At 69.2% G+C, this 18,731-nt stretch carries 23 protein-coding genes; 12 read left to right on the top strand and 11 right to left on the bottom strand.

Annotated features, from left to right (window positions below):
• The first annotated feature begins 3 nt into the window (after positions 1 to 3).
• Entirely contained in the window at positions 4 to 156 is a 153-nt protein-coding gene (locus AX769_RS24125) for a hypothetical protein (RefSeq protein ID WP_157887669.1), read from the top strand.
• Between the two features lie 161 nt (positions 157 to 317).
• On the top strand, positions 318 to 965 hold the full coding sequence (locus tag AX769_RS15835; protein ID WP_157887668.1) for a hypothetical protein: 648 nt from the start codon (positions 318 to 320) through the stop codon (positions 963 to 965).
• A 34-nt stretch (positions 966 to 999) separates the two neighbouring features.
• Here the strand turns inward: AX769_RS15835 and AX769_RS15830 are convergent, their stop codons facing one another.
• The 3 genes from AX769_RS15830 to AX769_RS15820 all read right to left on the bottom strand — a co-directional run bounded on the left by AX769_RS15830 (position 1,000) and on the right by AX769_RS15820 (position 2,729).
• On the bottom strand, positions 1,000 to 1,908 hold the full coding sequence (locus AX769_RS15830) for an NADP-dependent oxidoreductase (protein WP_066281248.1): 909 nt from the start codon (positions 1,906 to 1,908) through the stop codon (positions 1,000 to 1,002).
• A gap of 70 nt (positions 1,909 to 1,978) precedes the next feature.
• Positions 1,979 to 2,197 carry a hypothetical protein gene (locus tag AX769_RS15825; RefSeq protein ID WP_066283833.1) on the bottom strand — a complete coding sequence of 73 codons (219 nt, stop codon included), beginning with the start codon at positions 2,195 to 2,197 and terminating at the stop codon, positions 1,979 to 1,981.
• 169 nt (positions 2,198 to 2,366) lie between these two features.
• The gene (locus AX769_RS15820; protein WP_066281246.1) at positions 2,367 to 2,729 is read right to left on the bottom strand and encodes a hypothetical protein; all 363 of its coding nucleotides are present in this window, start codon (positions 2,727 to 2,729) and stop codon (positions 2,367 to 2,369) included.
• Positions 2,730 to 2,830: 101 nt separating this feature from the next.
• Between AX769_RS15820 and AX769_RS15815 the strand changes: the two genes are divergently transcribed.
• Positions 2,831 to 3,295, top strand: coding sequence for a GNAT family N-acetyltransferase (locus AX769_RS15815; protein ID WP_066281244.1), 465 nt, complete (start codon positions 2,831 to 2,833; stop codon positions 3,293 to 3,295).
• A 22-nt stretch (positions 3,296 to 3,317) separates the two neighbouring features.
• Here the strand turns inward: AX769_RS15815 and AX769_RS15810 are convergent, their stop codons facing one another.
• A complete protein-coding gene (locus tag AX769_RS15810; protein ID WP_066281241.1) occupies positions 3,318 to 4,469 on the bottom strand; it encodes an epoxide hydrolase family protein in 1,152 nt (383 codons plus the stop codon).
• Between the two features lie 64 nt (positions 4,470 to 4,533).
• Between AX769_RS15810 and AX769_RS15805 the strand changes: the two genes are divergently transcribed.
• From AX769_RS15805 to bla, 3 genes are all read left to right on the top strand, one after another.
• Positions 4,534 to 5,439: a LysR family transcriptional regulator gene (locus AX769_RS15805; RefSeq protein WP_066281239.1), complete on the top strand. Its 906-nt coding sequence runs from the start codon at positions 4,534 to 4,536 to the stop codon at positions 5,437 to 5,439.
• Positions 5,433 to 6,338: a serine hydrolase gene (locus AX769_RS15800; RefSeq protein ID WP_239451817.1), complete on the top strand. Its 906-nt coding sequence runs from the start codon at positions 5,433 to 5,435 to the stop codon at positions 6,336 to 6,338. The genes AX769_RS15805 and AX769_RS15800 overlap by 7 nt, the downstream gene beginning before the upstream one ends.
• 79 nt (positions 6,339 to 6,417) lie before the next feature.
• Positions 6,418 to 7,365 (top strand): class A beta-lactamase, encoded by a 948-nt coding sequence (bla, locus tag AX769_RS15795; protein WP_066281234.1) that lies wholly within the window; start codon positions 6,418 to 6,420, stop codon positions 7,363 to 7,365.
• A gap of 71 nt (positions 7,366 to 7,436) precedes the next feature.
• Here bla and AX769_RS15790 read toward each other — a convergent pair whose 3' ends face one another.
• Positions 7,437 to 9,434, bottom strand: a complete 1,998-nt coding sequence (locus AX769_RS15790; protein WP_066281232.1) for an MDR family MFS transporter — start codon at positions 9,432 to 9,434, stop codon at positions 7,437 to 7,439.
• 184 nt (positions 9,435 to 9,618) lie between these two features.
• Here AX769_RS15790 and AX769_RS15785 point away from each other — a divergent pair, with 184 nt between their 5' ends.
• The 3 genes from AX769_RS15785 to AX769_RS15775 are packed head-to-tail and all read left to right on the top strand — an operon-like array spanning position 9,619 to position 11,401.
• A complete protein-coding gene (locus AX769_RS15785) occupies positions 9,619 to 9,945 on the top strand; it encodes a YbjQ family protein (protein ID WP_066281230.1) in 327 nt (108 codons plus the stop codon).
• Between the two features lie 2 nt (positions 9,946 to 9,947).
• On the top strand, positions 9,948 to 10,772 hold the full coding sequence (locus tag AX769_RS15780; RefSeq protein WP_369824036.1) for a methyltransferase domain-containing protein: 825 nt from the start codon (positions 9,948 to 9,950) through the stop codon (positions 10,770 to 10,772).
• 2 nt (positions 10,773 to 10,774) lie between these two features.
• On the top strand, positions 10,775 to 11,401 hold the full coding sequence (locus AX769_RS15775; RefSeq protein WP_066281221.1) for a TMEM175 family protein: 627 nt from the start codon (positions 10,775 to 10,777) through the stop codon (positions 11,399 to 11,401).
• On the opposite strand, the gene AX769_RS15770 is transcribed toward AX769_RS15775, so the two are convergent.
• A complete protein-coding gene (locus AX769_RS15770) occupies positions 11,388 to 12,593 on the bottom strand; it encodes an MFS transporter (protein WP_066281218.1) in 1,206 nt (401 codons plus the stop codon). The genes AX769_RS15775 and AX769_RS15770 overlap by 14 nt on opposite strands.
• Before the next feature lie 77 nt (positions 12,594 to 12,670).
• On the opposite strand from AX769_RS15770, the gene nadE reads away from it, so the two are divergent.
• Positions 12,671 to 13,492, top strand: a complete 822-nt coding sequence (gene nadE / locus AX769_RS15765) for an ammonia-dependent NAD(+) synthetase (RefSeq protein WP_066281217.1) — start codon at positions 12,671 to 12,673, stop codon at positions 13,490 to 13,492.
• Positions 13,493 to 13,625: 133 nt separating this feature from the next.
• Here the strand turns inward: nadE and AX769_RS15760 are convergent, their stop codons facing one another.
• Positions 13,626 to 14,120, bottom strand: coding sequence for a glutathione peroxidase (locus AX769_RS15760; protein WP_066281214.1), 495 nt, complete (start codon positions 14,118 to 14,120; stop codon positions 13,626 to 13,628).
• A gap of 34 nt (positions 14,121 to 14,154) precedes the next feature.
• On the opposite strand from AX769_RS15760, the gene AX769_RS15755 reads away from it, so the two are divergent.
• Positions 14,155 to 14,673, top strand: coding sequence for a gamma carbonic anhydrase family protein (locus AX769_RS15755; protein ID WP_066281213.1), 519 nt, complete (start codon positions 14,155 to 14,157; stop codon positions 14,671 to 14,673).
• Here the strand turns inward: AX769_RS15755 and AX769_RS15750 are convergent.
• Positions 14,670 to 16,232: an amino acid permease gene (locus tag AX769_RS15750; protein WP_066281212.1), complete on the bottom strand. Its 1,563-nt coding sequence runs from the start codon at positions 16,230 to 16,232 to the stop codon at positions 14,670 to 14,672. The genes AX769_RS15755 and AX769_RS15750 overlap by 4 nt on opposite strands.
• Before the next feature lie 123 nt (positions 16,233 to 16,355).
• Between AX769_RS15750 and AX769_RS15745 the strand changes: the two genes are divergently transcribed.
• On the top strand, positions 16,356 to 16,619 hold the full coding sequence (locus tag AX769_RS15745) for a hypothetical protein (RefSeq protein ID WP_066281211.1): 264 nt from the start codon (positions 16,356 to 16,358) through the stop codon (positions 16,617 to 16,619).
• A gap of 183 nt (positions 16,620 to 16,802) precedes the next feature.
• Here AX769_RS15745 and AX769_RS15740 read toward each other — a convergent pair whose 3' ends face one another.
• From AX769_RS15740 to AX769_RS15730, 3 genes are all read right to left on the bottom strand, one after another.
• Positions 16,803 to 16,985, bottom strand: coding sequence for a hypothetical protein (locus AX769_RS15740; protein ID WP_066281210.1), 183 nt, complete (start codon positions 16,983 to 16,985; stop codon positions 16,803 to 16,805).
• 347 nt (positions 16,986 to 17,332) lie between these two features.
• Positions 17,333 to 17,692, bottom strand: a complete 360-nt coding sequence (locus AX769_RS15735; RefSeq protein ID WP_157887667.1) for a hypothetical protein — start codon at positions 17,690 to 17,692, stop codon at positions 17,333 to 17,335.
• Between the two features lie 154 nt (positions 17,693 to 17,846).
• On the bottom strand, positions 17,847 to 18,731 hold the full coding sequence (locus AX769_RS15730; RefSeq protein ID WP_239451816.1) for a sugar phosphate isomerase/epimerase: 885 nt from the start codon (positions 18,729 to 18,731) through the stop codon (positions 17,847 to 17,849).

Genomic DNA, 18,731 nt, shown 5'->3' with positions numbered 1-18,731 from the left:
AGCTTGCCACGGACCGGCGGGCTCGACGCGCGCGGCGAGCACCCGCTCGGGCAGCGGCCGCGCTTCGGGCCCGTTGTCGCCGGCGACCACGTCGACGTGCTGCGCGACGATGGTCGCCACGACGTCGCCACGACATCGTCGCCGACGACGAACTGATGTTGCACCGTGAAACTCGTGCGCCCCGTGTTCGACCACCTGCTCAGCGCTATGAGCGCCCGGGTCGACCCAGCCGAAATAGCTGCCGAAGTACATAGCAGGAGGCACCCGTCCGTCTTACCCTCTAGTCGGAGCCGAAATCGAGAGTGGGGAGGCTCACGATGCGCTCAGCACGCCCGATACCGGGCAACCCGTGGCCGCACGACATGATCATCACGGTCGAGGACACCCCGCACTTTCTCTGGGATCTGCTCTGGGTGCGCGAGGCGTGGCAGTTGGAGCCTACGGGCGACGATCTCCCGCCGCGGTTGGTCGACGCCACGGCGCGGGAAACGTCCCGGCCGGCCCCCCTGTCGGATCGAGGCGCGTGGGAGGCCGCGTGGCCGGACCTCTGGCGCGGGGCGCTCGAGCACGCCGGTCTGCCGCGTGACCATTCGATCTACGACCGCTTGATCCTCGGCGATCTCGAGCCCGAGGAACAGCGGCGACTGATGCGAGTGGCGCGGGGCCCGACCTGGCACGACCGATTCGACGACAGCGCGTTCGACGAGCGTCGCGAGGCCTGGACCGGGTCGCACGTCAGAGCCCTGATCGACCGGCAGCGTCGCCCGTTGAAAGCCGAGCCCGAGCGGGTGTGCCTGGAGGCGCTGATCCCGGCCTGGCGATCAGGGCTCACGACGATCGTCGAGATTCCCTGCGACGGCTCGTTCACGCGCGTGCTGGGCCCGCACGGGCTCCTCGTCACCGCATCGACGCGCTCTGACCCGTCGGTTTATGCCGAAGCTCTCGCCGGCTTCCACGAGCAGTAGGGCCGGAAACGGCGAGAGCGGGCCAGCGAGCGAGTCAGTCGGCCGCGACCACGACGACGAGGCGACCCCGTACATGGCCGGAGGCGCTGGCGTCCTGCGCCTGGGCGGCGTCCTTCAGGCGGAAGGCGCGTTCGACCTCGAGCGAGAGCTTGCCCTCGGCCGAGAGCCGGGCGGCCTCGACGAGAGCGTCCTTCATCGAGCCGCTGCCGCTGGTGATCTGCGCGCCGTACTTCGGGGCGTCGAAGTCGGCAATCGAGACGACCTGTGACGGTGCGCCGGTCAACTCGATCAGTTCGGGGATGACGCCCGACCCGGCGATGTCGGCCGCGCCGTCCACGCCGTCCGGGCTGAGCGCTCGGACGCGCGAGACCAGCCCGTCGCCGTACGTCGTCGCGATCGCGCCGAGCCCGACGAGATAGTCCTGATTGCGTTCGGACGCCGTGCCGATCACCTCGAGGCCGCGGTCTTTCGCGATCTGCACCAGGGCGGAGCCCACCCCGCCGGCCGCGCCGCTGACGAGCAGGCGCTGGCCGCGGCGCAGGCCGAGGATCCGCAGGATCCTGATGGCGGTCTCGACCGGGACGGGGAAGCCTGCGGCCTCCTCCGCGCCCAGCAGCGGCGGGCGCACGGCCCACGAGTCGAGCACGGCGAACTCCGCGAGCGTGGCCGAGCCCTGCCCGAACACGGCGTCGCCGACCTGGACGTCGGTGACGCCGTCGCCGATCTCATCGACGATGCCCGCGGCGTCGAAGCCGGCGCCGGCGGGAAGGTCGAGCGGAATCGCGTCCTTCATGTCGCCGGCGCGGATCTTCCAGTCGAGCCCGTTCACTCCCGACGCCTCGACGCGGATTCGGATCTGGTCGGGCCCGGCGTGCGGCTCGGGGGCGTCGACGACCCTCAAGACGTCGGACGCGCCGTACTCCGAGAACTGGATTGCCTTCATGGTGACTCCTCTGGCCGGGGTGCGATGTGCACTCTCGATGCAATCACCCGGCGCTCGGAATTAGTCCGAGCTACTTCTCCTCCTGCTTCAGGGCGAGCCCGAGCGCGAAGAAAGTGGGCGCCCAGTGGCCGATGAAGATGCCCCAGCGGTCGGACTGCGCCTTGTCGTTCGAGTCCTTGCCCTGCGAGGCGAGCCAGGCGACGAGGGCGACGACGATCGATCCGAAGCCGCCCCAATAGGCGAAGCTGCTCTTGAGTCCCAGGTCGGACAGGAATTTGACGGGGTTCACGGTGTTCTCCTCGGTTGCTCGGTGAGTGGTGCGTTGGGCCGATTGCACTCCCTCGAAGGCTCGAGGGGCCGCATCTCGCTTCTCACCGGAAAGACCGTGCGCGAGTCGCGACAAGCGTGTTGTATGCCCGCGTCCGCTGCCCGGCTGTACCCCGCCCGGGCCGGAGGCATCACTCGTTGCGGTCGTGTACCCAGTGCTCGCGCAGGAACATCCGGCCGAACCAGGCGCCGAGGCCGTTGCCCTGGTACTCCTCGGGGTCGGCCTCGAAGACGCCGCTGCCGGACGGTGCCTGAAGGGCGGCGACCTCGTCGTCGGTCACGGTCGAGTGCACCGCGCCGACGGTGATCGTGCCGACCTTGTCGGAGTCGATGAAGCGGAGTCCGTCGCCGGTCTTCACGACGATGCCGTCGAAGAGGTCGAGGTCGCTGTCCTGCAGCACGTGCTCGACCGTGCCGATCTCCGTGCCGGATGCCGTCAGTACCCGCGTTCCGTTCTCCAAAGCCAGGTATGAGATGCGGTCGTCGTCGCTCACGGGAATCTCCTTCGATCGGTCGTGGGGCGCCGTCTGGTGGCGCCTCCGGCACACCGTACGCCCGCCCCGTCAGAGGCGCCCGAGGCCCCTAGGGTGAAGGAATGACGACGAGCGCAGCGCACCGGGTGAGAGAAGTCGAGGCGGCCGACGAGGCAGCGTGGGCGGTGCTGTACCGCGGCTACCGTGCGTTCTACCGACTGCCCGACGACGACCTCGCCGTGGCCACGACCTGGGCCTGGGTGTCGGGCCGGCTGCACGGCCTCCGTGGGCTCGTCGTGGAGGCGGACGACGGCTCGCTGATCGCGCTGGCGAACCTGCGCACGTTCGCGCGGCCGTCGTCGGCCACGATCGGGCTCTACCTCGACGACCTCTTCACGGCCCCCGAGGCCCGCGGCACAGGCTCCGGCGGGGCCCTGCTCGAGCGTGCCGCGGCCATCGCCGCCGCGGAGCGTCTCAGCATCGTGCGCTGGATCACGGCCGCCGACAACGCCACCGCCCGTCGCGTCTACGACGCCCACGCCACGGCGACCCCCTGGGTCACCTACGACCTGCAGCCGCGCGCCTGACCCGTCGCCCACAGTCGGCCGGTCAGCCCCGGAAGGGCCGGAAGAACTCCCGCAGCTCGTCGACGTACACCTCCGGCTCTTCGAACGCCGCGAAGTGCCCGCCTCGAGGCGCTTCCGTGACCCGCACGGTGTTGGCGACGCGCTCCATCCACTCGCGCGGCGGGTGGGTGATCTCGCCGGGAAAGACAGTGAAGCCCGACGGTACTTCGACGAACCTCTTCTGCTCGGCGGCCGGAATCGCGGCGTTGGCGTTGTACATCCGCATCGACGAGCCGATCGTGCCGGTCAGCCAGTACATCGTCACCAGCGTCAGGATCTCGTCGCGCGCGTAGGCGTCGAGCCCGCGCTCGCTCCACGACCGCAGCTTCTCGATGATCCACGCGGCGAGGCCCACCGGCGAGTCGGTCAGCCCGAAGGCGGCCGTCTGCGGCTTCGTCCGGTGCATGGCGTTGTACGCACCCTCAGTCGCCGTCCAGTGAGCGGACTCGTCGAGCCACCGTCGCTCGGGCGCCGTCAAAAGCGAGGTGTCCTGGTCGGGGGCCGGCACCCCGGCGTCCGTCCGGTGCACCGCCCTCACCTGCGAAGGGAAGTCGAGGGCGAGGTAGCGGCTGACCCCGCTGCCGATGTCGCCGCCCGCAGTGACGAACGACTCGTAGCCCAGCCTGCTCATCAGCGCGGCCCAGAGTGCTGCGACGGCTTTCGAGTCGAGGGCCGCGCCGGCCGGCGTCTCGGAGTAGCCGTAGCCCGGCATGTCCGGCACGACCACGTCGAACGCGTCGGCCGGGTCGCCGCCGTGCGCCGCCGGGTCGGTGAGCAGGTCGATCACCTTGGTGAAGCGCCAGAAGGAGTCAGGCCAGCCGTGATTCAGGAGGAGAGGCACGGCGCGGTCGCTGCCGGCCACCGCTCGGGCATGCACGAAGTGGATGCTCAGCCCGTCGACGGTGCTGCGGAACCGTGGCAGCCGAGACAGTGTCGCCTCTTGAGCCCGCCAGTCGAACCCATCCGCCCAGTAGGCGACGAGGTCGCGCAGGTAGTCGACGTCGGTGCCGAGCGACCAGCCCGCATCGGCCGGGTCGTCCGGCCACCGGGTGGCGACGAGGCGCCGCCTCAGATCGTCGAGGGCCTCGTCGGAGGCGGTCTCGTCGAACGGCTGGACTGCACTGGCATCGGTCATGTCGGCACGCTACGCCGGCCCACCGACACCCGGCGCGTCACCCGCACCCTGTACCCTCCACCCCGTGGACCTCATCGGAGCATGCCGAGCATTCGTGAGCGCGTCGGAGCGCGGCAGCGTCACGCTCGGCGCCGCCGCTATCCGCATCCCGCAGTCGGTCGCCAGCCGCCGCATCATGTCGCTCGAAGAGCACCTCGGTGCCCCGCTGCTCGACCGCACCTCGCGGCAGGCGACGCTGACCCCGTTCGGCCGCTCGATCCTGCCGTCGGCGAAGCGTCTCGTCGACTCGGCCGAAGCGTTCGAGGTCGACGCCGCCCGCTCGAAGGCGAGCCCGCTTCGCCTCGCCGTACCCGAGGTCTGCACCGTCTTCGACCTCGCCCGGTTGGTGCACGCGGCCCGCCGCGACGGCATCCTGCTCGAGACTCGAGCACTGCCGCCGGCCGATCGACGCCAGCGGGTCTCGGCGCGCGATGGCTGGGCAGCGCTCGTCGCCGTGCCCGAGACGGAGGCCGTCTGGCGGGTGCCGCTGGGCGTGGCGTCCTCGGTGCGCCCCGACGCCGACACGGTCTACCTGGACACGCTCCGGCTGGGACGTCGTCTCGCCTCTCTCGACTCGTCCGACGCTGAGGGGGCTCTCACGGGCCGACGCCTCTGGCTCCAGCCCGAAGACGCCACCGCGCACGTGCAGGATCGCGTGGCACGGCTGGCCGACTCTCTCGGCCTCGCGCCGGCTCAGGTGGCGACCGGGTCGCTCATGACGGGCGCGGCGGCGGTGCTCGGCTCGCACGATCTCCTGCTCTGCTCCGAGCGGCAGGCCGACGAGCTCGACCTGCACTGGCGGCCGATCGGCGAGATCGAGCTGACCCGCGGTTACGACCTCCGCGCCGAGTCCGCCGCCGATGCGACTCGGCTGCGCGACCTGCTGCGCGACGAGATCGGCCGCTGCCTGGGGGCGGCTGCCGAGTGCTGACCGACGACGCCTTCGCGCGACGACTGCGCGACCAGCTCGAGGCCGGCGGTCTCAGCGGATCGTTCCTGGTGCGGGATCTCGACACGGGAGAGGAGCTCGGCATCGACGCCGACGAGACCGTGCCCATCGCGTCCCTGGTGAAGCTGCCGCTCGCGATCGCGACCGTGGGCCGGATCGCGCGGGGTGAGCTCGACGGCGCGGCTCTCTATGACGTCGACCCCGGCAGGATCACGACACCCGGCCCGATGGGCATCAGTCGCTTTCGCCACCCCGCTCGCGTCGCTCTCGACGATCTCGTTTATCTCACGGTCGCGGTGAGCGACGGCTCCGCCTCGGACGTGCTGTTCGAGCTGACCCCTCCGGACATGGTCGCGGCCGAGCTCGCCCGTATCGGCGTCGCCGGCATCGCGGTGCGTCATACGGCGCACGCGTTCGTCGAGACGCCCCTCGAGCGGCTCGACGCCGACGACGCGGCGCTCGCCTACGATCTGGCGATCGGTGCCGACTCGTCACCGAACGGGCATCGGCTGCCGCAGCTCGACGTGTCGGTCGCCAACAGCGGCTCGGCTCGCGCTCTCATCGACCTGGTGCAGGCCCTGTGGATGCCGACGGCAATCGCCGAGCCGGTGGCCGCCCGGGTGCGCGAGCTGATGGCGAGCAATGTCGTCCGCTGGCGCCTCGCGCCCGATTTCGCCTCGGATGCGTCGACGTGGGCCTCGAAGACGGGCACGCTGCTCAACCTGCGGCATGAGGTGGGCGTGGTCGAGCACCGAGACGGTGCGCGATACGCCGTGGCCGCCCTGACGCGCTCCGGTGTCGCGGCGGCGTCGCAGCCGGCAGCTGAGGCCCTGATGGCCTCGGTGGCCCGTTCGATGCGGGACCGACTCCGCGCGCGATGACGCAGGGTCATGCCGAAACAGCATCGGTCGGCGCGATCCTGGCTTTGATCGCATGAGTCGGAGCGGCGACTCTGAGGGCATGAAACCTTCCCAACGGATCATCGCGGGCGCCGGCACGGCCCTCCTCGTCGCGAACTTCATCGGCGGGTGTGCATCCACCGCCGACCACGCCGGAGCGACCTCGACTGCGGGCGCCTCTCGGGCCGCCTCATCGAGCTCCACGCCCTCGACGGCGGGCGCCGCGCGCACCGCAGCGGCCTTCCGCGCGCTCGAGTCGAGGTACGGCGCCGACCTCGGTGTGCACGCCGTCGACACGCGCACGGGCCGCACCGTCGACTTCGACGCTGACAGGCGCTTCGCCTTCGCCTCGACCTACAAGGCTCTCGCGGCGGGCGTGCTGCTGCGTCGCGACACCGGCGCGCAGCTGTCGCAGACGATTCACTACACGGCTGCCGACCTGGTCGACTACTCGCCGATCACCGAGCAGCACCTCTCCACCGGCATGAGCCTCGGCGACATCATCGCCGCCGCCCTTCAATACAGCGACAACACAGCGGCGAACCTGATGCTCGAGCAGCTCGGCGGCCCGCAGGGCCTGCAGTCGGCTCTGCGCGGGCTGGGCGACACCACCACGAACGTCGATCGCACCGAGCCCGACGTCAATACCGCGACACCCGGGGACCCGCGCGACACCACGACAGCGGCGGCCATCGGCACCGACCTCCGGGCATTCGTGCTCGGCGCCGCCCTGACGCCCGCACGCCGAGAGCGACTGGCCGCCCTGATGCGCGGCAACACCACGGGTGGGCCCTACATCCGGGCGGGGGTACCGGCCGATTGGACGGTCGGCGACAAGACGGGCAACGGCGGCTGGGGCACGCGCAACGACGTGGGCGTGGCCTGGCTACCCGACGGCGACACTGTCGTCGTCTCGATCCTGAGCGACCGGCACACGAGTGGCGCCTCGTCCGACGACGCGCTGCTGGCCGACGCCACGAAGGCGGTCGTCGCGGGGCTGGGCGACTGAGGCGTCGCCCCGGACGACGAAGGCCCCGCCGCACCGAGGTGCAACGGGGCCTTCGTCGTCTCGCGGACGGGTCAGACGTCCACGCCGGCACGAGCTGCGGCGAGCTCCATGTCTTCTTCCGACTCGCCATTGCTGTCGTTGTCGGCCTGCTCCTGCAGAGCCGACGACTTGCGCAGCGGCGGCACCTTGAAGAACCAGCTGAGCACGAAGGCCAGCAGGATGACGCCGAGGCCGACCCAGTAGATCGTGACGGCCGAGGCGTTGAACCCGGTGAGGAACGGCTTCGTCAGGCGAGTGTCAGCACCCTTCAGGAAGGACGTGTCACTGGTGTCGCTCGTCGTCGCCGAGGCGCTGGAGGACGAGGAGCCCTTGCCGATCTGGTTGATGATCTGAGGTGCGACCTCCTTGACCACCGCTGAGCGCTGCGAGGCGTTCTTGTAGTCGACCTCGAGTTTGCCGTTCACGACGCTGGCGTTGGCCTTCGTCGCAGCCGCCTGGAGGGCGGCGGGCTGCTCGGCGGCGGGCACCGACGAGGTGACCTGCGCAGTCGCCTTGTCGAGGCCGGCCTGGACGTTCTTCTCGATCGGGGTGACGATCGGGTTCCAGATCTGCTTCATGACGCCCTGGTTGTTGGACGCCGTCGCGACGGTCGGGTTGAGGGCCGCGTCGAGGGCGCTCGTCAGATCGGCCTTGTTCGCGGTCGCCGTCGAGATGTTGCCGGGCAGCAGCGAGAACAGCACCGAGAGCAGGACCGCCGTGCCGAGCGTTCCTCCGATCTGGCGGAAGAAGGTCGACGATGCGGTGGCCACGCCCATGTCGCGCGGGGCGACCGAGTTCTGGCTGGCCAGGGTGATGGTCTGCATCAGCTGGCCGAGGCCGAGGCCGATGAGGAACATGCCGATCATGAGGAACCAGAGCGGCTTGTCGATCGTCATGAAGGTCAGGACCAAGAAGCCCGCTGCGGTGAACGCGGTGCCGATCACGGGGAAGATCCGGTACCGGCCGGTGCGTGACACGATCTGGCCGGAGGCGATCGAGGCGATCATCAGACCGCCGATCATCGGCAGCGTGGCGAAGCCGGACGCAGTCGGCGAGAGGCCGGTGACGATCTGCAGGTAGAGCGGGATCGTGAGGAGCGCGCCGAACATCGCGAAGCCGACGAGGAAGCCGAGCAGGGTCGCCATCGAGAAGACCTTCGAGCGGAAGAGCTTCAGCGGGATGATGGCGTCGTCCTTCATCAGGGTCTCGACGACCAGGAAGCCGATGAGGCCGACGACGCCGATCACATAGCAGGCGATGGCCGACGCCGAGGTCCAGCCCCAGGTGCCACCCTGTTCTGCGACGAGCAGAAGTGGGAGCAGAGTCACGATCACGGCCGTGGCGCCGAACCAGTCGATGCGCGGCTTGCGCTTCGCGCCGAACTTCGGCAGGTGGAGGAAGGCGATGACCATGAGAAGCGCCGCGATGCCGATCGGCACGTTGATGAGGAAGACCCAGCGCCACCCGGAGATGAACAGCACCTGGCTCGCACCGGCGAACAGGCCGCCGATCAGGGGGCCGATGACCGACGAGATGCCGAAGACCGCCAAGAAGTAGCCCTGGTACTTCGCCCGCTCGCGAGGTGCCAGGATGTCGCCCATGATGGCGAGCGGCAGCGACATGAGCGCGCCGGCGCCGATGCCCTGGAAGCCGCGGAACGCGGCGAGCATGATCATCGAGGTCGAGAACGACGAGAGCAGCGAGCCGAGGATGAAGACGCTGATGCCGAAGATGTACAGCGGGCGACGGCCGAAGAGGTCGGAGAGCTTGCCGTAGATGGGTGTCGTGATCGTCGAGGCGATCAAGTAGGCCGTGGTGACCCATGCCTGCTGGTTCAGACCGTGCAGGTCGTCGCCGATGGTGCGGATCGCGGTGCCGACGACCGTCTGGTCGAGGGCGGAGAGGAACATACCGGCCATGAGGCCGTAGATGACAAGCAAGATCTGCTTGTGCGACATGATGGGCTTGCGATCGGTCGCGGCGGTTGCTGCGCCGCGTTGCTCCCGGGCGGGAGCGGAGGCATTCGACATAGGGGTCCTTCGAGGAGATTCGAGGTCGGCTGTGGTGCTGGGGGCCAGTGGATGCAGTCGCGAGGCGCGGCCCGAGGGCCGAGGCAGCCTCGTTGCGCCTCCGCAATTTTGCAACAACGCAAGATTACACGAACCGCAGGATTTTTGCGAGTGCGGGTTTCGCCCGGCGTGCCACGATTGCTGCATGATCATCGTCACCACCAACGACCTGCCGGGCCACCGGGTCACGAACGTGCTCGGCGAGGTCATGGGCCTCACCGTGCGCGCCCTCAACTTCGGCTCGGGGATCGCCGCAGGCTTCCGTGCGATAGGCGGCGGCGAGCTCCCGGAATACACCCGGACCATGCACGACAGCCGCATCGAGGTGATGAACCGCATGGCGGGGGAGGCCCAGGCGCGCGGTGCGAACGCCATCCTGGCGATGCGCTTCGACGCGAACGCGATCGGCAACTACACCGAGATGTGCGCGTACGGCACCGCTGTCGTCGTCGAGCCGCTGCCGGCGGCGTGACCGTGCCCACGAGACCCATGCGCTGGAGCCCCACTCAGTACGACCTCTTCACCGAGAACCGCTCGACCCCGTTCTTCGACCTGACCGCTCGCGTCCGCGGCTCGCAGACCGGCGCCGGGCCGCGACGGGTCGTCGACCTGGGGTGCGGGCCTGGGTCGCTGACGCGCAGCCTGGCCGAGCGCTGGCCGGATGCCGAGGTGGTCGGCCTCGACTCCTCGCCCGACATGATCGACGCGGCGCGCGCTCAGACCGACCTGCCCCCGAACCTCCGTTTCGAGCGAGGCGACATCGCGCAGTGGACCCCCGGAGCCGAGGACGACGTGATCGTCAGCAACGCGGCCCTGCAGTGGGTGCCGACGCACCGCGATCTGCTGCCCGGGTGGCTCGCAGCGCTTCCGGCCGACGGCTGGTTCGCGATGCAGGTGCCGGGGTCGGCGACGAACGAGTCGCACCGCATCCTGCGGCGACTTGCGGGGGAGGAGCGCTGGATCTCGGCCCTCGCGCCTGTCATCCGCCCCGAAGAGACCGTCGTGCCCGCGTCCGGCTACCTAGAGACGATGCTCGAGGCCGGCTTCGAGGCGAACGCGTGGGAGACCACGTACGAGCACGTGCTGCAGGGGCAGGATCCCGTGCTCGAGTGGGTTCGCGGCACGGCACTCCGGCCCCTGCTGGCAGCGCTCGCGCCGGCTGACGCGGCCGACTTCGAAGCGGACTACGCGCGTCGCCTGCGGGAGGCCTATCCGCCCGGACGGTTCGGCACCGTGTACCCCTTCCGGCGCATCTTCGCGGTCGGGCACAAGCCCGCGCGCCTGGCTCGGACGGACTGAGCGTGGCACGGATCCGGACCGAGCGCGGCCTCGATCGGCTCGTCAACTTCTCGGACGCGACTGTCGCGATCGCAATCACCCTGCTGATCCTGCCGCTGGTCGATGTCGCCGGCGAGGCCAGGCACGAGACCCTCGGCACGGTCTTGTATGACAATCGCGGGCTGCTGATCAGCTTCGTCGTCAGCTTCGCGGTGATCGGGAGGTTCTGGCTCGTTCACCACGGGCTGTTCGAATACGTTCACAGCTACAGCCGCGCACTGGTGTTCGCCAACTTCGTCTGGCTGGCGGGCATCGTGTTCTTGCCCTTCGCGGCCAATGTGCTGTCGGGCTCGGACGGCCAGCCGTCGATCTCGGCGCTCTACATCGGCACGATGATCGTGATCACGGGCGCGGCCGCTGCCATGGACTGGATCCTGATCCACGATTCGACTCTGTCGGACGCCGACGAGGTGAAAGACCTGTCGCTCGCACCCGCGATCGCGTTCGTGATCCTGCTGGCGCTGGCTCTCGTCATCGCAGTGCTCTTCCCGACGATCAACCTGTACGCGCTTTTCGTGCTGTTCCTCGTCGGTCCGCTGACCCACGTCCTGCGTCGTCGCGACGGCGGAGACAGTCCTACTGCCGACTGACGGTCTCGTCGCGTCGGTTGTGCTTCGGGATCCACTTCGCCAGTGCGCCGGCCGCGGCGAAGCCGACGAGCCCCGAGACGACGACGCCGGCGGCGAGCGTGGCGATGCCGGTGACGAGAGAGAGGATCGCCGGCCCGACGAACGAGCCGCCGTCCGACAGTTCGCGCCACAGGCCGAGGAAGGTGGGCCGGCCGACCGCAGGCGACAGATCGGAGCCGAGGGTCTGCACGATGCCGGACCCGATGCCGTTGCCGAGCCCCATCATCACGCTCACGAGGGTGAGCGTCAGGGCGCCGTGGGTCAGTGGCATCAGCAGGAACGCGACGCCCATCACGAGCACGCAGGGCAGCGCGATCCACTTGCGTCCGAAGCGGTCCATCACATAGCCGGCCGGGTAGAAGACGGAGGCGTCGATGATGCCCGCGATGCCGTAGATGATCGACGAGTCGGTCGGGTTCAGCCCGATGTGGTGCGCCCAGAGCGGGATCACGACCTGCCGGGTCGAGCGGATCGACGACAACAGCAGGATCCCGATGCCGAGCGTGACGAACACCCGCCAGTACGTCTTGATCATCCCGATCGTGGTGGCCTTCGGCGCCCCCGCGACGACCTGTCGGTCTTCGACGAGGTCGGGCACGATGTACGCGATGAGCCCCGCGCCGATGATCGTGACGAGCGACACGGCGTAGGCGGCGTCCAGCCCGCCCAGGCCGATGGCGGCAGCGCCGACGAACGGCCCGATGAAGACGCCGATGCGTTGCGACCCGCCGAGCGTCGACAGGGCGCGGGCACGCATGTGGTGGGGCACGGCCGTTGTCAGGTACGACTGGCGCGCCAGGATGAACACCGAGCTGGCGGCCCCGACGAGCAGGATGCCGAGGGTGAACACGATCAGCCCGAACGGCAGGATGCACAGGGTGAGGCCCAGGGCGCTCAGGGCCGACGCCCCGATCATGGCGCGTCGCTCGCCGAACCGGGTGCAGATGATGCCCGAGGGGATGTTGGTGACGAGCGAGCCGAGGCCGAGAGCGGCGACGATGAGCGATGCGGTGGCCTCGTTCGCCCCGCGGTCGATGGCGCTGATGGCGATGATCGGCAGGAGGGCGCCTTGCGAGAAGCCGTAGAGCACCGAAGGGCCGAATGCGCCGAGAGCTATCTTCCGCAGCGAGAAGTCGTCGTCCGGGGTGGTCATCACGGTCAGTTTATCTCGATGTCGAGATAGTCGTGTCCGGCAGCGCCGTCACCGGCGGCGGGCGATAGCGTGACGGGATGAGACCAGCACAGGCACGAATCATCGAAGAGCTAGCCGTCCGCCCCACCATCGACGCGAGCGCCGAGGTCGAGACGCGGGTGTCCTTCCTCGCCGACTATCTGCGGGAGACGGGCGCCAAGGGGCTCGTGCTGGGCATCTCGGGCGGCCAGGACTCGTCGCTCGCCGGGCGCCTCTGCCAGCTCGCCGTCGAACGGCTCGCAGCAGACGGCGTGGACATCGACTTCGTGGCCATGCGCCTGCCGCACGCGGTCCAGGCCGACGAGGAGGACGCGATCCTGGCGCTCGAGTTCATCGCCCCGAAGCACTCGCTCACCTTCGACATCAAGCAGGCCGTCGACGGCTTCGCCGACGAGTACGTGCGGGCGACCGGTGGCCCGATCACCGACTTCAACAAGGGCAACGTCAAGGCACGGTCGAGGATGATCGCGCAGTACGCGGTCGGCGGCCAGAACGGCCTGCTCGTGGTCGGCACCGACCACGCGGCCGAGGCGATCACCGGGTTCTTCACGAAGTTCGGCGACGGCGGCGCTGACATCCTGCCGCTCTCGGGCCTCTCGAAGCGCCAGGGCCGAGCCCTGCTCGAGCACCTCGGCGCACCCGAGCGCCTCTACCTCAAGGCGCCGACGGCCGACCTGCTCGACGACAACCCCGGCCAGACCGACGAAGACAACCTCGGCCTGTCGTACTCGCAGATCGACGACTACCTGGAAGGGCACGACGTCGACGACACGGTGGCCGAGGCGCTCGAGGCGCGCTACGCCGCCACCCAGCACAAGCGCAGCCTCCCGGTCTCGCCCGCCGACTCGTGGTGGCGCTGAGCCTCGCCGCCGTCAGCCCGCCCCCGCCTCCGTTTTACCTATAGGTAAGCCGCTGCCGCACAGAAATATCTGTGCGGCAAACGCCTACCGATAGGTAAAACGGGGAGGGGGCCGCGGGGGAGGACGGGCGAGGCTACTGGAGGGCCGACTCGATCAGGGCGACGATCTCGGGAGCGTCGGGCTCGGTCTTCGGGCGGAAGCGGTGCACGTCGCCGCCGGGCAGCACGACGAACTTCTCGAAGTTCCAGGTGACACGGCCGGCCTTGCCGTTGGCGTCCGGCGTCTGCTTGAGCTCTTTGTAGAGCGGGTGCGCCGACGAACCGTTGACCTTGACCTTCTCCATCATCGGGAAGGTCACGCCCCAGGTCGCCGAGCAGTACTCCTCGATCTTGTCGGCCGTCGAGAGCTCCTGTAAGAACTGGTTGCTGGGGAAGCCGACGACGGTGAAGCCGCGATCGCCGTACTTCTTCTGCAGGGCTTCGAGCTTCTCGTACTGGGGCGCGAGGCCGCAGCGCGAGGCGACGTTGACGACGAGCACCACCTTGTCGCTGAAGGCGCCGAAGGTGGTGTGTTCACCGCGCAGGGTGGTGAGAGGGATGTTGCCGAGCGATGCGGTGTCGAGGCTCATACCTGAACTGTACGCACGGTGCCAGGGTGGAGCCATGGTTCTTCTCACCCTGGGCGACGACGCCCCGCTCATCGAGCCCACCGCATGGCTCGCCCCATCGGCCACCGTCATCGGCAGGGCCGTGGTCGGCGACCGCGCCAGCGTCTTCTACGGCGCCATCGTTCGTGCCGACACCGACACGATCACGCTGGGCGCCCGCAGCAATCTGCAGGACAACGTGTCGGTGCACTGCGACGTCGGGTCGCCGACCACTATCGGCGAGGGGGTCAGCGTCGGCCACAACGCCGTGCTGCACGGCTGCACCATCGAAGACGACTGCCTCATCGGGATGTCGGCCACTGTGCTCAACCGCGCCGTGATCGGCCGGGAGTCGCTGATCGCCGCCGGCACCGTCGTGCTCGAAGACACCGTGATCCCGCCCGGGTCGCTCGTCGCCGGTGTGCCCGGCAAGGTGCGCCGACCGCTGACCGACGCCGAGAAGGCGAAGATCCGCGCCAACGCCGAGCACTACGTCGAGATCAGCGTGACGCACCGCGCAGCCTGGGGCGACTAGCGCCCGTCGCGGGGAGCCTGCTGCCGGGCATCGCGCCCGGTGACGGGGAACGGGCCGGTGAGGCTTTCCCGGATCTTCGCGGCCTCGAGGATGCGGTCGCGCTGCAAGAACCAGCCGACGATCAGCAGCGGGACGATGATGACGAGCGACATCACGGTGAAGCTGCCGATCGGCCAGTCGATGGCCATCAGCACGAGCACGGCGACCAAAAAGGCCAGGGTGAGCCACGAGGTGACCGGTGCTCCGGGCATCCTGAACTTCGGCTCTTTGGCCTTGCCCTGTTTCGCCCACTGACGCAGACGCATCTGGCACAGGATGATGGTGCCCCACGCGGTCAGGATGCCGAGAGACGCGACGTTCAGCACGATCTCGAACGCGGTGCCGGCCCCCACGATGGCGTTCAGCACCACGCCGAGCAGGGTGATGGCGCTGGTCAGCAGGATGCCGCCGTAGGGCACGCCGCCCTTCGACATGACGGTCGTGAACTTCGGCGCCGACCCGTTCATACCCATCGAGTGCAGCACTCGGCCCGTCGAGAAGAGGCCCGCGTTGAGGCTCGACAGGGCGGCCGTCAGCACGACGAAGTTCATGAGCGACCCGACGACGTCACCGACCTGCGGGCTGCCGAGGCTCGAGAAGAAGGTGACGAAGGGGCTCGTGCCCGCTTTGTAGGCCGTGTAGGGCAAGAGCAGCGACAGGAGCACGAGCGACCCGACGTAGAAGACCGCGATGCGCAGGATCACCGTGTTGATGGCCCGGGGCACCACCTTCTCCGGGTTCTGCGTCTCTCCCGACGCCGTGCCGACGAGCTCGATGGCCGCGTAGGCGAACACGACGCCCTGCACGACGATGACGGCGGGAAGAAGGCCCTTCGGCAGGATCCCGCTCGACGCGATGACCGCCCAGCCGGTGTGCACCAGCTGCCCGTCGTGGTGCACGGGGAAGGCGAACGCCAGCCAGACGATCCCGATGATCAGGAAGACGACGAGCGCCGTGACCTTGACGAGGGCGAACCAGAATTCGAGTTCGCCGAACACCTTGACGGCCAGGAGGTTTACGGCGAGGACGACGACGAGGGCGCAGAGGGCGAGCAGCCAGCCGGGCGCGGAGGTGAAGGCGCTCCAGTACTGCAGGTAGAGCGCGACGGCCGTCGTGTCGACGATGGCCGTCATCGCCCAGTTCAAGAAGTACATCCAGCCGGCGGCATAGGCGAACTTCTCGCCGAAGAACTCGCGCGCGTACGACACGAACGACCCGGACGACGGGCGGTGCAGCACGAGCTCGCCGAGGGCACGCAGGATGAAGAAGGCGAAGACACCGCAGATCGCGAACACGATGGCGAGTGCCGGCCCCGACGAGGCGAGGCGACCGCCCGCTCCGAGGAAGAGGCCGGTGCCGATGGCGCCGCCGATGGCGATCATCTGCAGCTGGCGCGGCTTCAGGCCCTTCTCGAAGCCCGCCTGCTCATGGCTGAAGTCTTGCGCGACGAAACCCTCGTCGGGGTGATCCTGTGCGTCTTCGGGGGCGCTGTGGCCCCCTGAATGGGGGTCGTCATCCACCGACCGTATCGACGAAACGGGGGACATCACCAGTCGGCACATGCACGGCCCCGAGGTGAACATGTGACGATCTTCAGGAGAACCGGGGGACGAGATACAGGTGCCGCGGATACCCTTATCGACGTGACACTCGTACGACCCGAATTCGACCGCTCGCCTCTCGACCGCAACCCTCTGCGACGCACGCGGGACATCAGCACCAAGCCACTCTCCGACAGCCTCACCCAGGTGGCCACACCGGGCGAGGTGCTCGGCTTCGTCCGCGTCCAGTGGAACGGTTACGCAGCCCTGCGCGGGGCGCACCTGGCCACGGCGGTCGAGGTCGGCTGCTATGCCAGCCACGGAATGGCGCTCGAGGCGCTGCGCCAACGCCCCCGCACGATCTGACGGTCTTCGGCCGCACCTGTCGCCAAGCAGCGGGCCTCAGCCGAAATCGACGGCCGACGCCTCGGCGCTTCTCACCGGCGAGACCGCCGACGCGGAGCGTGCCGTGCCCTTCTCGTCGGAGATCCCGATGATCGACCCCGATCGGGCCGGCGATCGACTCGGCCCGGCGGCTGACTCGAGCGACTAGTCGTCGGCGTGCTCGGCGTTGTCGCGCACGTTGCCGATCGCGATGGCGATCGAGGCGGCCCAGCTCACCCAGAGCAACGCGAGGCGCCAGTCGCGAGGACCGCTCTTCGTCGCCCGCAGCGCGCTGATGCCACTGAAGATGCCACTGATGACGGCTCCGTTGAAGATGAATTTGCGCACACGTGCTCCTTGTCGTAAACGATCTCAACCGTACTCGCAGGCGCGCACAGACTGCGTTGTCGTCCCCCGGATGCGGCTATCGCGCATCGGCCAGAAGGGGTCATCGAGTGCACCAAGGGCCATGTCGCTGGTACGGGGACGGCAAGTTCGTCGGCCAGACCACTGACACCGCGGGTGTACCGAACAAGCCCACGCGCTGGACGCTGCGGGCCGAGACGGACACCGGTTCCCCCGTCGTCGGTGCCGTGGGGTCGGTTCGCGCTGGCCCGCCTCGCCATCACCCTGGTGGCGCCGCCAGTCGCCGCCCTGGCGTTAGTCGCCCCGTAGCTGCCACCGTCAGCCCCTTCTCAGCGACGAGGGCGGCGTGCCTCGACCACGGCGAGGGCGACGAGGGCTGCCGCTATGGTGCCGCCGACGCCCGCCACGAGGCGCGTCTGCCGCTTGACGAGCCGTTGCACGTCGGCGCTGGCGTCACGGACGGTCGACGATGCCTCCCGAAGCGCCGACGCCGCGTTGTCGAGGGAGGCCGCAGCCGTGTCGACGATCTCGCGGCCGCCGGATGTCACGTCGTGCGTGATCCGGTCGGCTCGGTCGGCCAGGTCGTGCAGAGACTTCTTGCGATCGTCGCTCACCACGCCGCTCTGGTCGACGGCGTCCATCGCTCGCTTGGCAACCTGTCGCCAGGATCCGCCTCGGATGTCGCTCATGCCTGCTCCTGCCATTCGCCGGTCGCCGGCCCGACTCGGGCGAGCGACTCTCCGCTCATCTTGCCCCCTGCCGTTGGCAATTCAGGCTGAGTGTCGGATGAGGCCTCGAATCGGGCTCGAATCGGGCGCACAGCCTGAATCGCCAACAGGGGCCTCAGGCAGTGAGCCGGTGCAGGCGCGGTACGACCAGCGCGTCGCGCGCGTACTCGAGCGTCTCGCGCATCATCGCCACACGGGCATCCTGCGTGCCGGCCTTGCGGGTGTTGATCTCGGCGATGACCGAGCCCGACCAGCCCCGGGCGGCGAGCTCGTTGAGCACGGCGTCGACGGGTTCGACGCCGTGCCCGGGCACCAGGTGCTCGTCGAAGACGCCCCCGTCGTCGGAGGCGCGCGAGCCGTCGCAGAGGTGGACGTGGCGGAGGCGGGTGTCGAGAGCCCGCGCCAGCTCGAGCGAGTCGCGGCCGGAGAGCGACGCGTGCGAGAAGTCGAGGGTGGCGGCGTCGCAGTCCATGGTGCTGGGGTCCCAGCCGGGGGCGTACATCTTCATCGACCGCCCGGCGATCTTCCACGGGAACATGTTCTCGATCGCCACGGTCACGCCGTAGCGGTCGCCGACCGCGCGCACGATGTCGAGGAACCGCTCGGCGTAGGCGCCCTGCCAGCGGAAGGGGGGATGCGCGACGACGGTGGGCGCCCCGACGGCGACGGCCAGCTCGGCCGAGCGCTCGAGCTTCACGCGCGGGTCGCGGCCCCAGACGAAGTGCGTGAGCAGGAGGACGGGGGCGTGGATCGACAGGATCGGCTGCGACGTCTGCTGCGAGAGCTCGAGGAGGCGCTCGACGCGGTGCGTCGCCGGATCGTTGGTGACCATGATCTCGACGCCGTCGAACCCGACCTCGCGAGAGAGCTCGAAGGCGGAGTCGAGCCCGAGGGGGTAGGCGCAGGAGGTGCTCATGCCGACGCTGATCATGGCGTCGACGCTAGGCGCGCGCAGTGGCGGCACGGTGAACGTCATATGACGCTCGACCGGCGCTGTCAT

Origin of the sequence: Frondihabitans sp. PAMC 28766 (assembly GCF_001577365.1) — a bacterium.
Classification (GTDB): Bacteria; Actinomycetota; Actinomycetes; order Actinomycetales; family Microbacteriaceae; genus Frondihabitans.
This window is presented reverse-complemented; position numbering and strand designations above follow the sequence as displayed.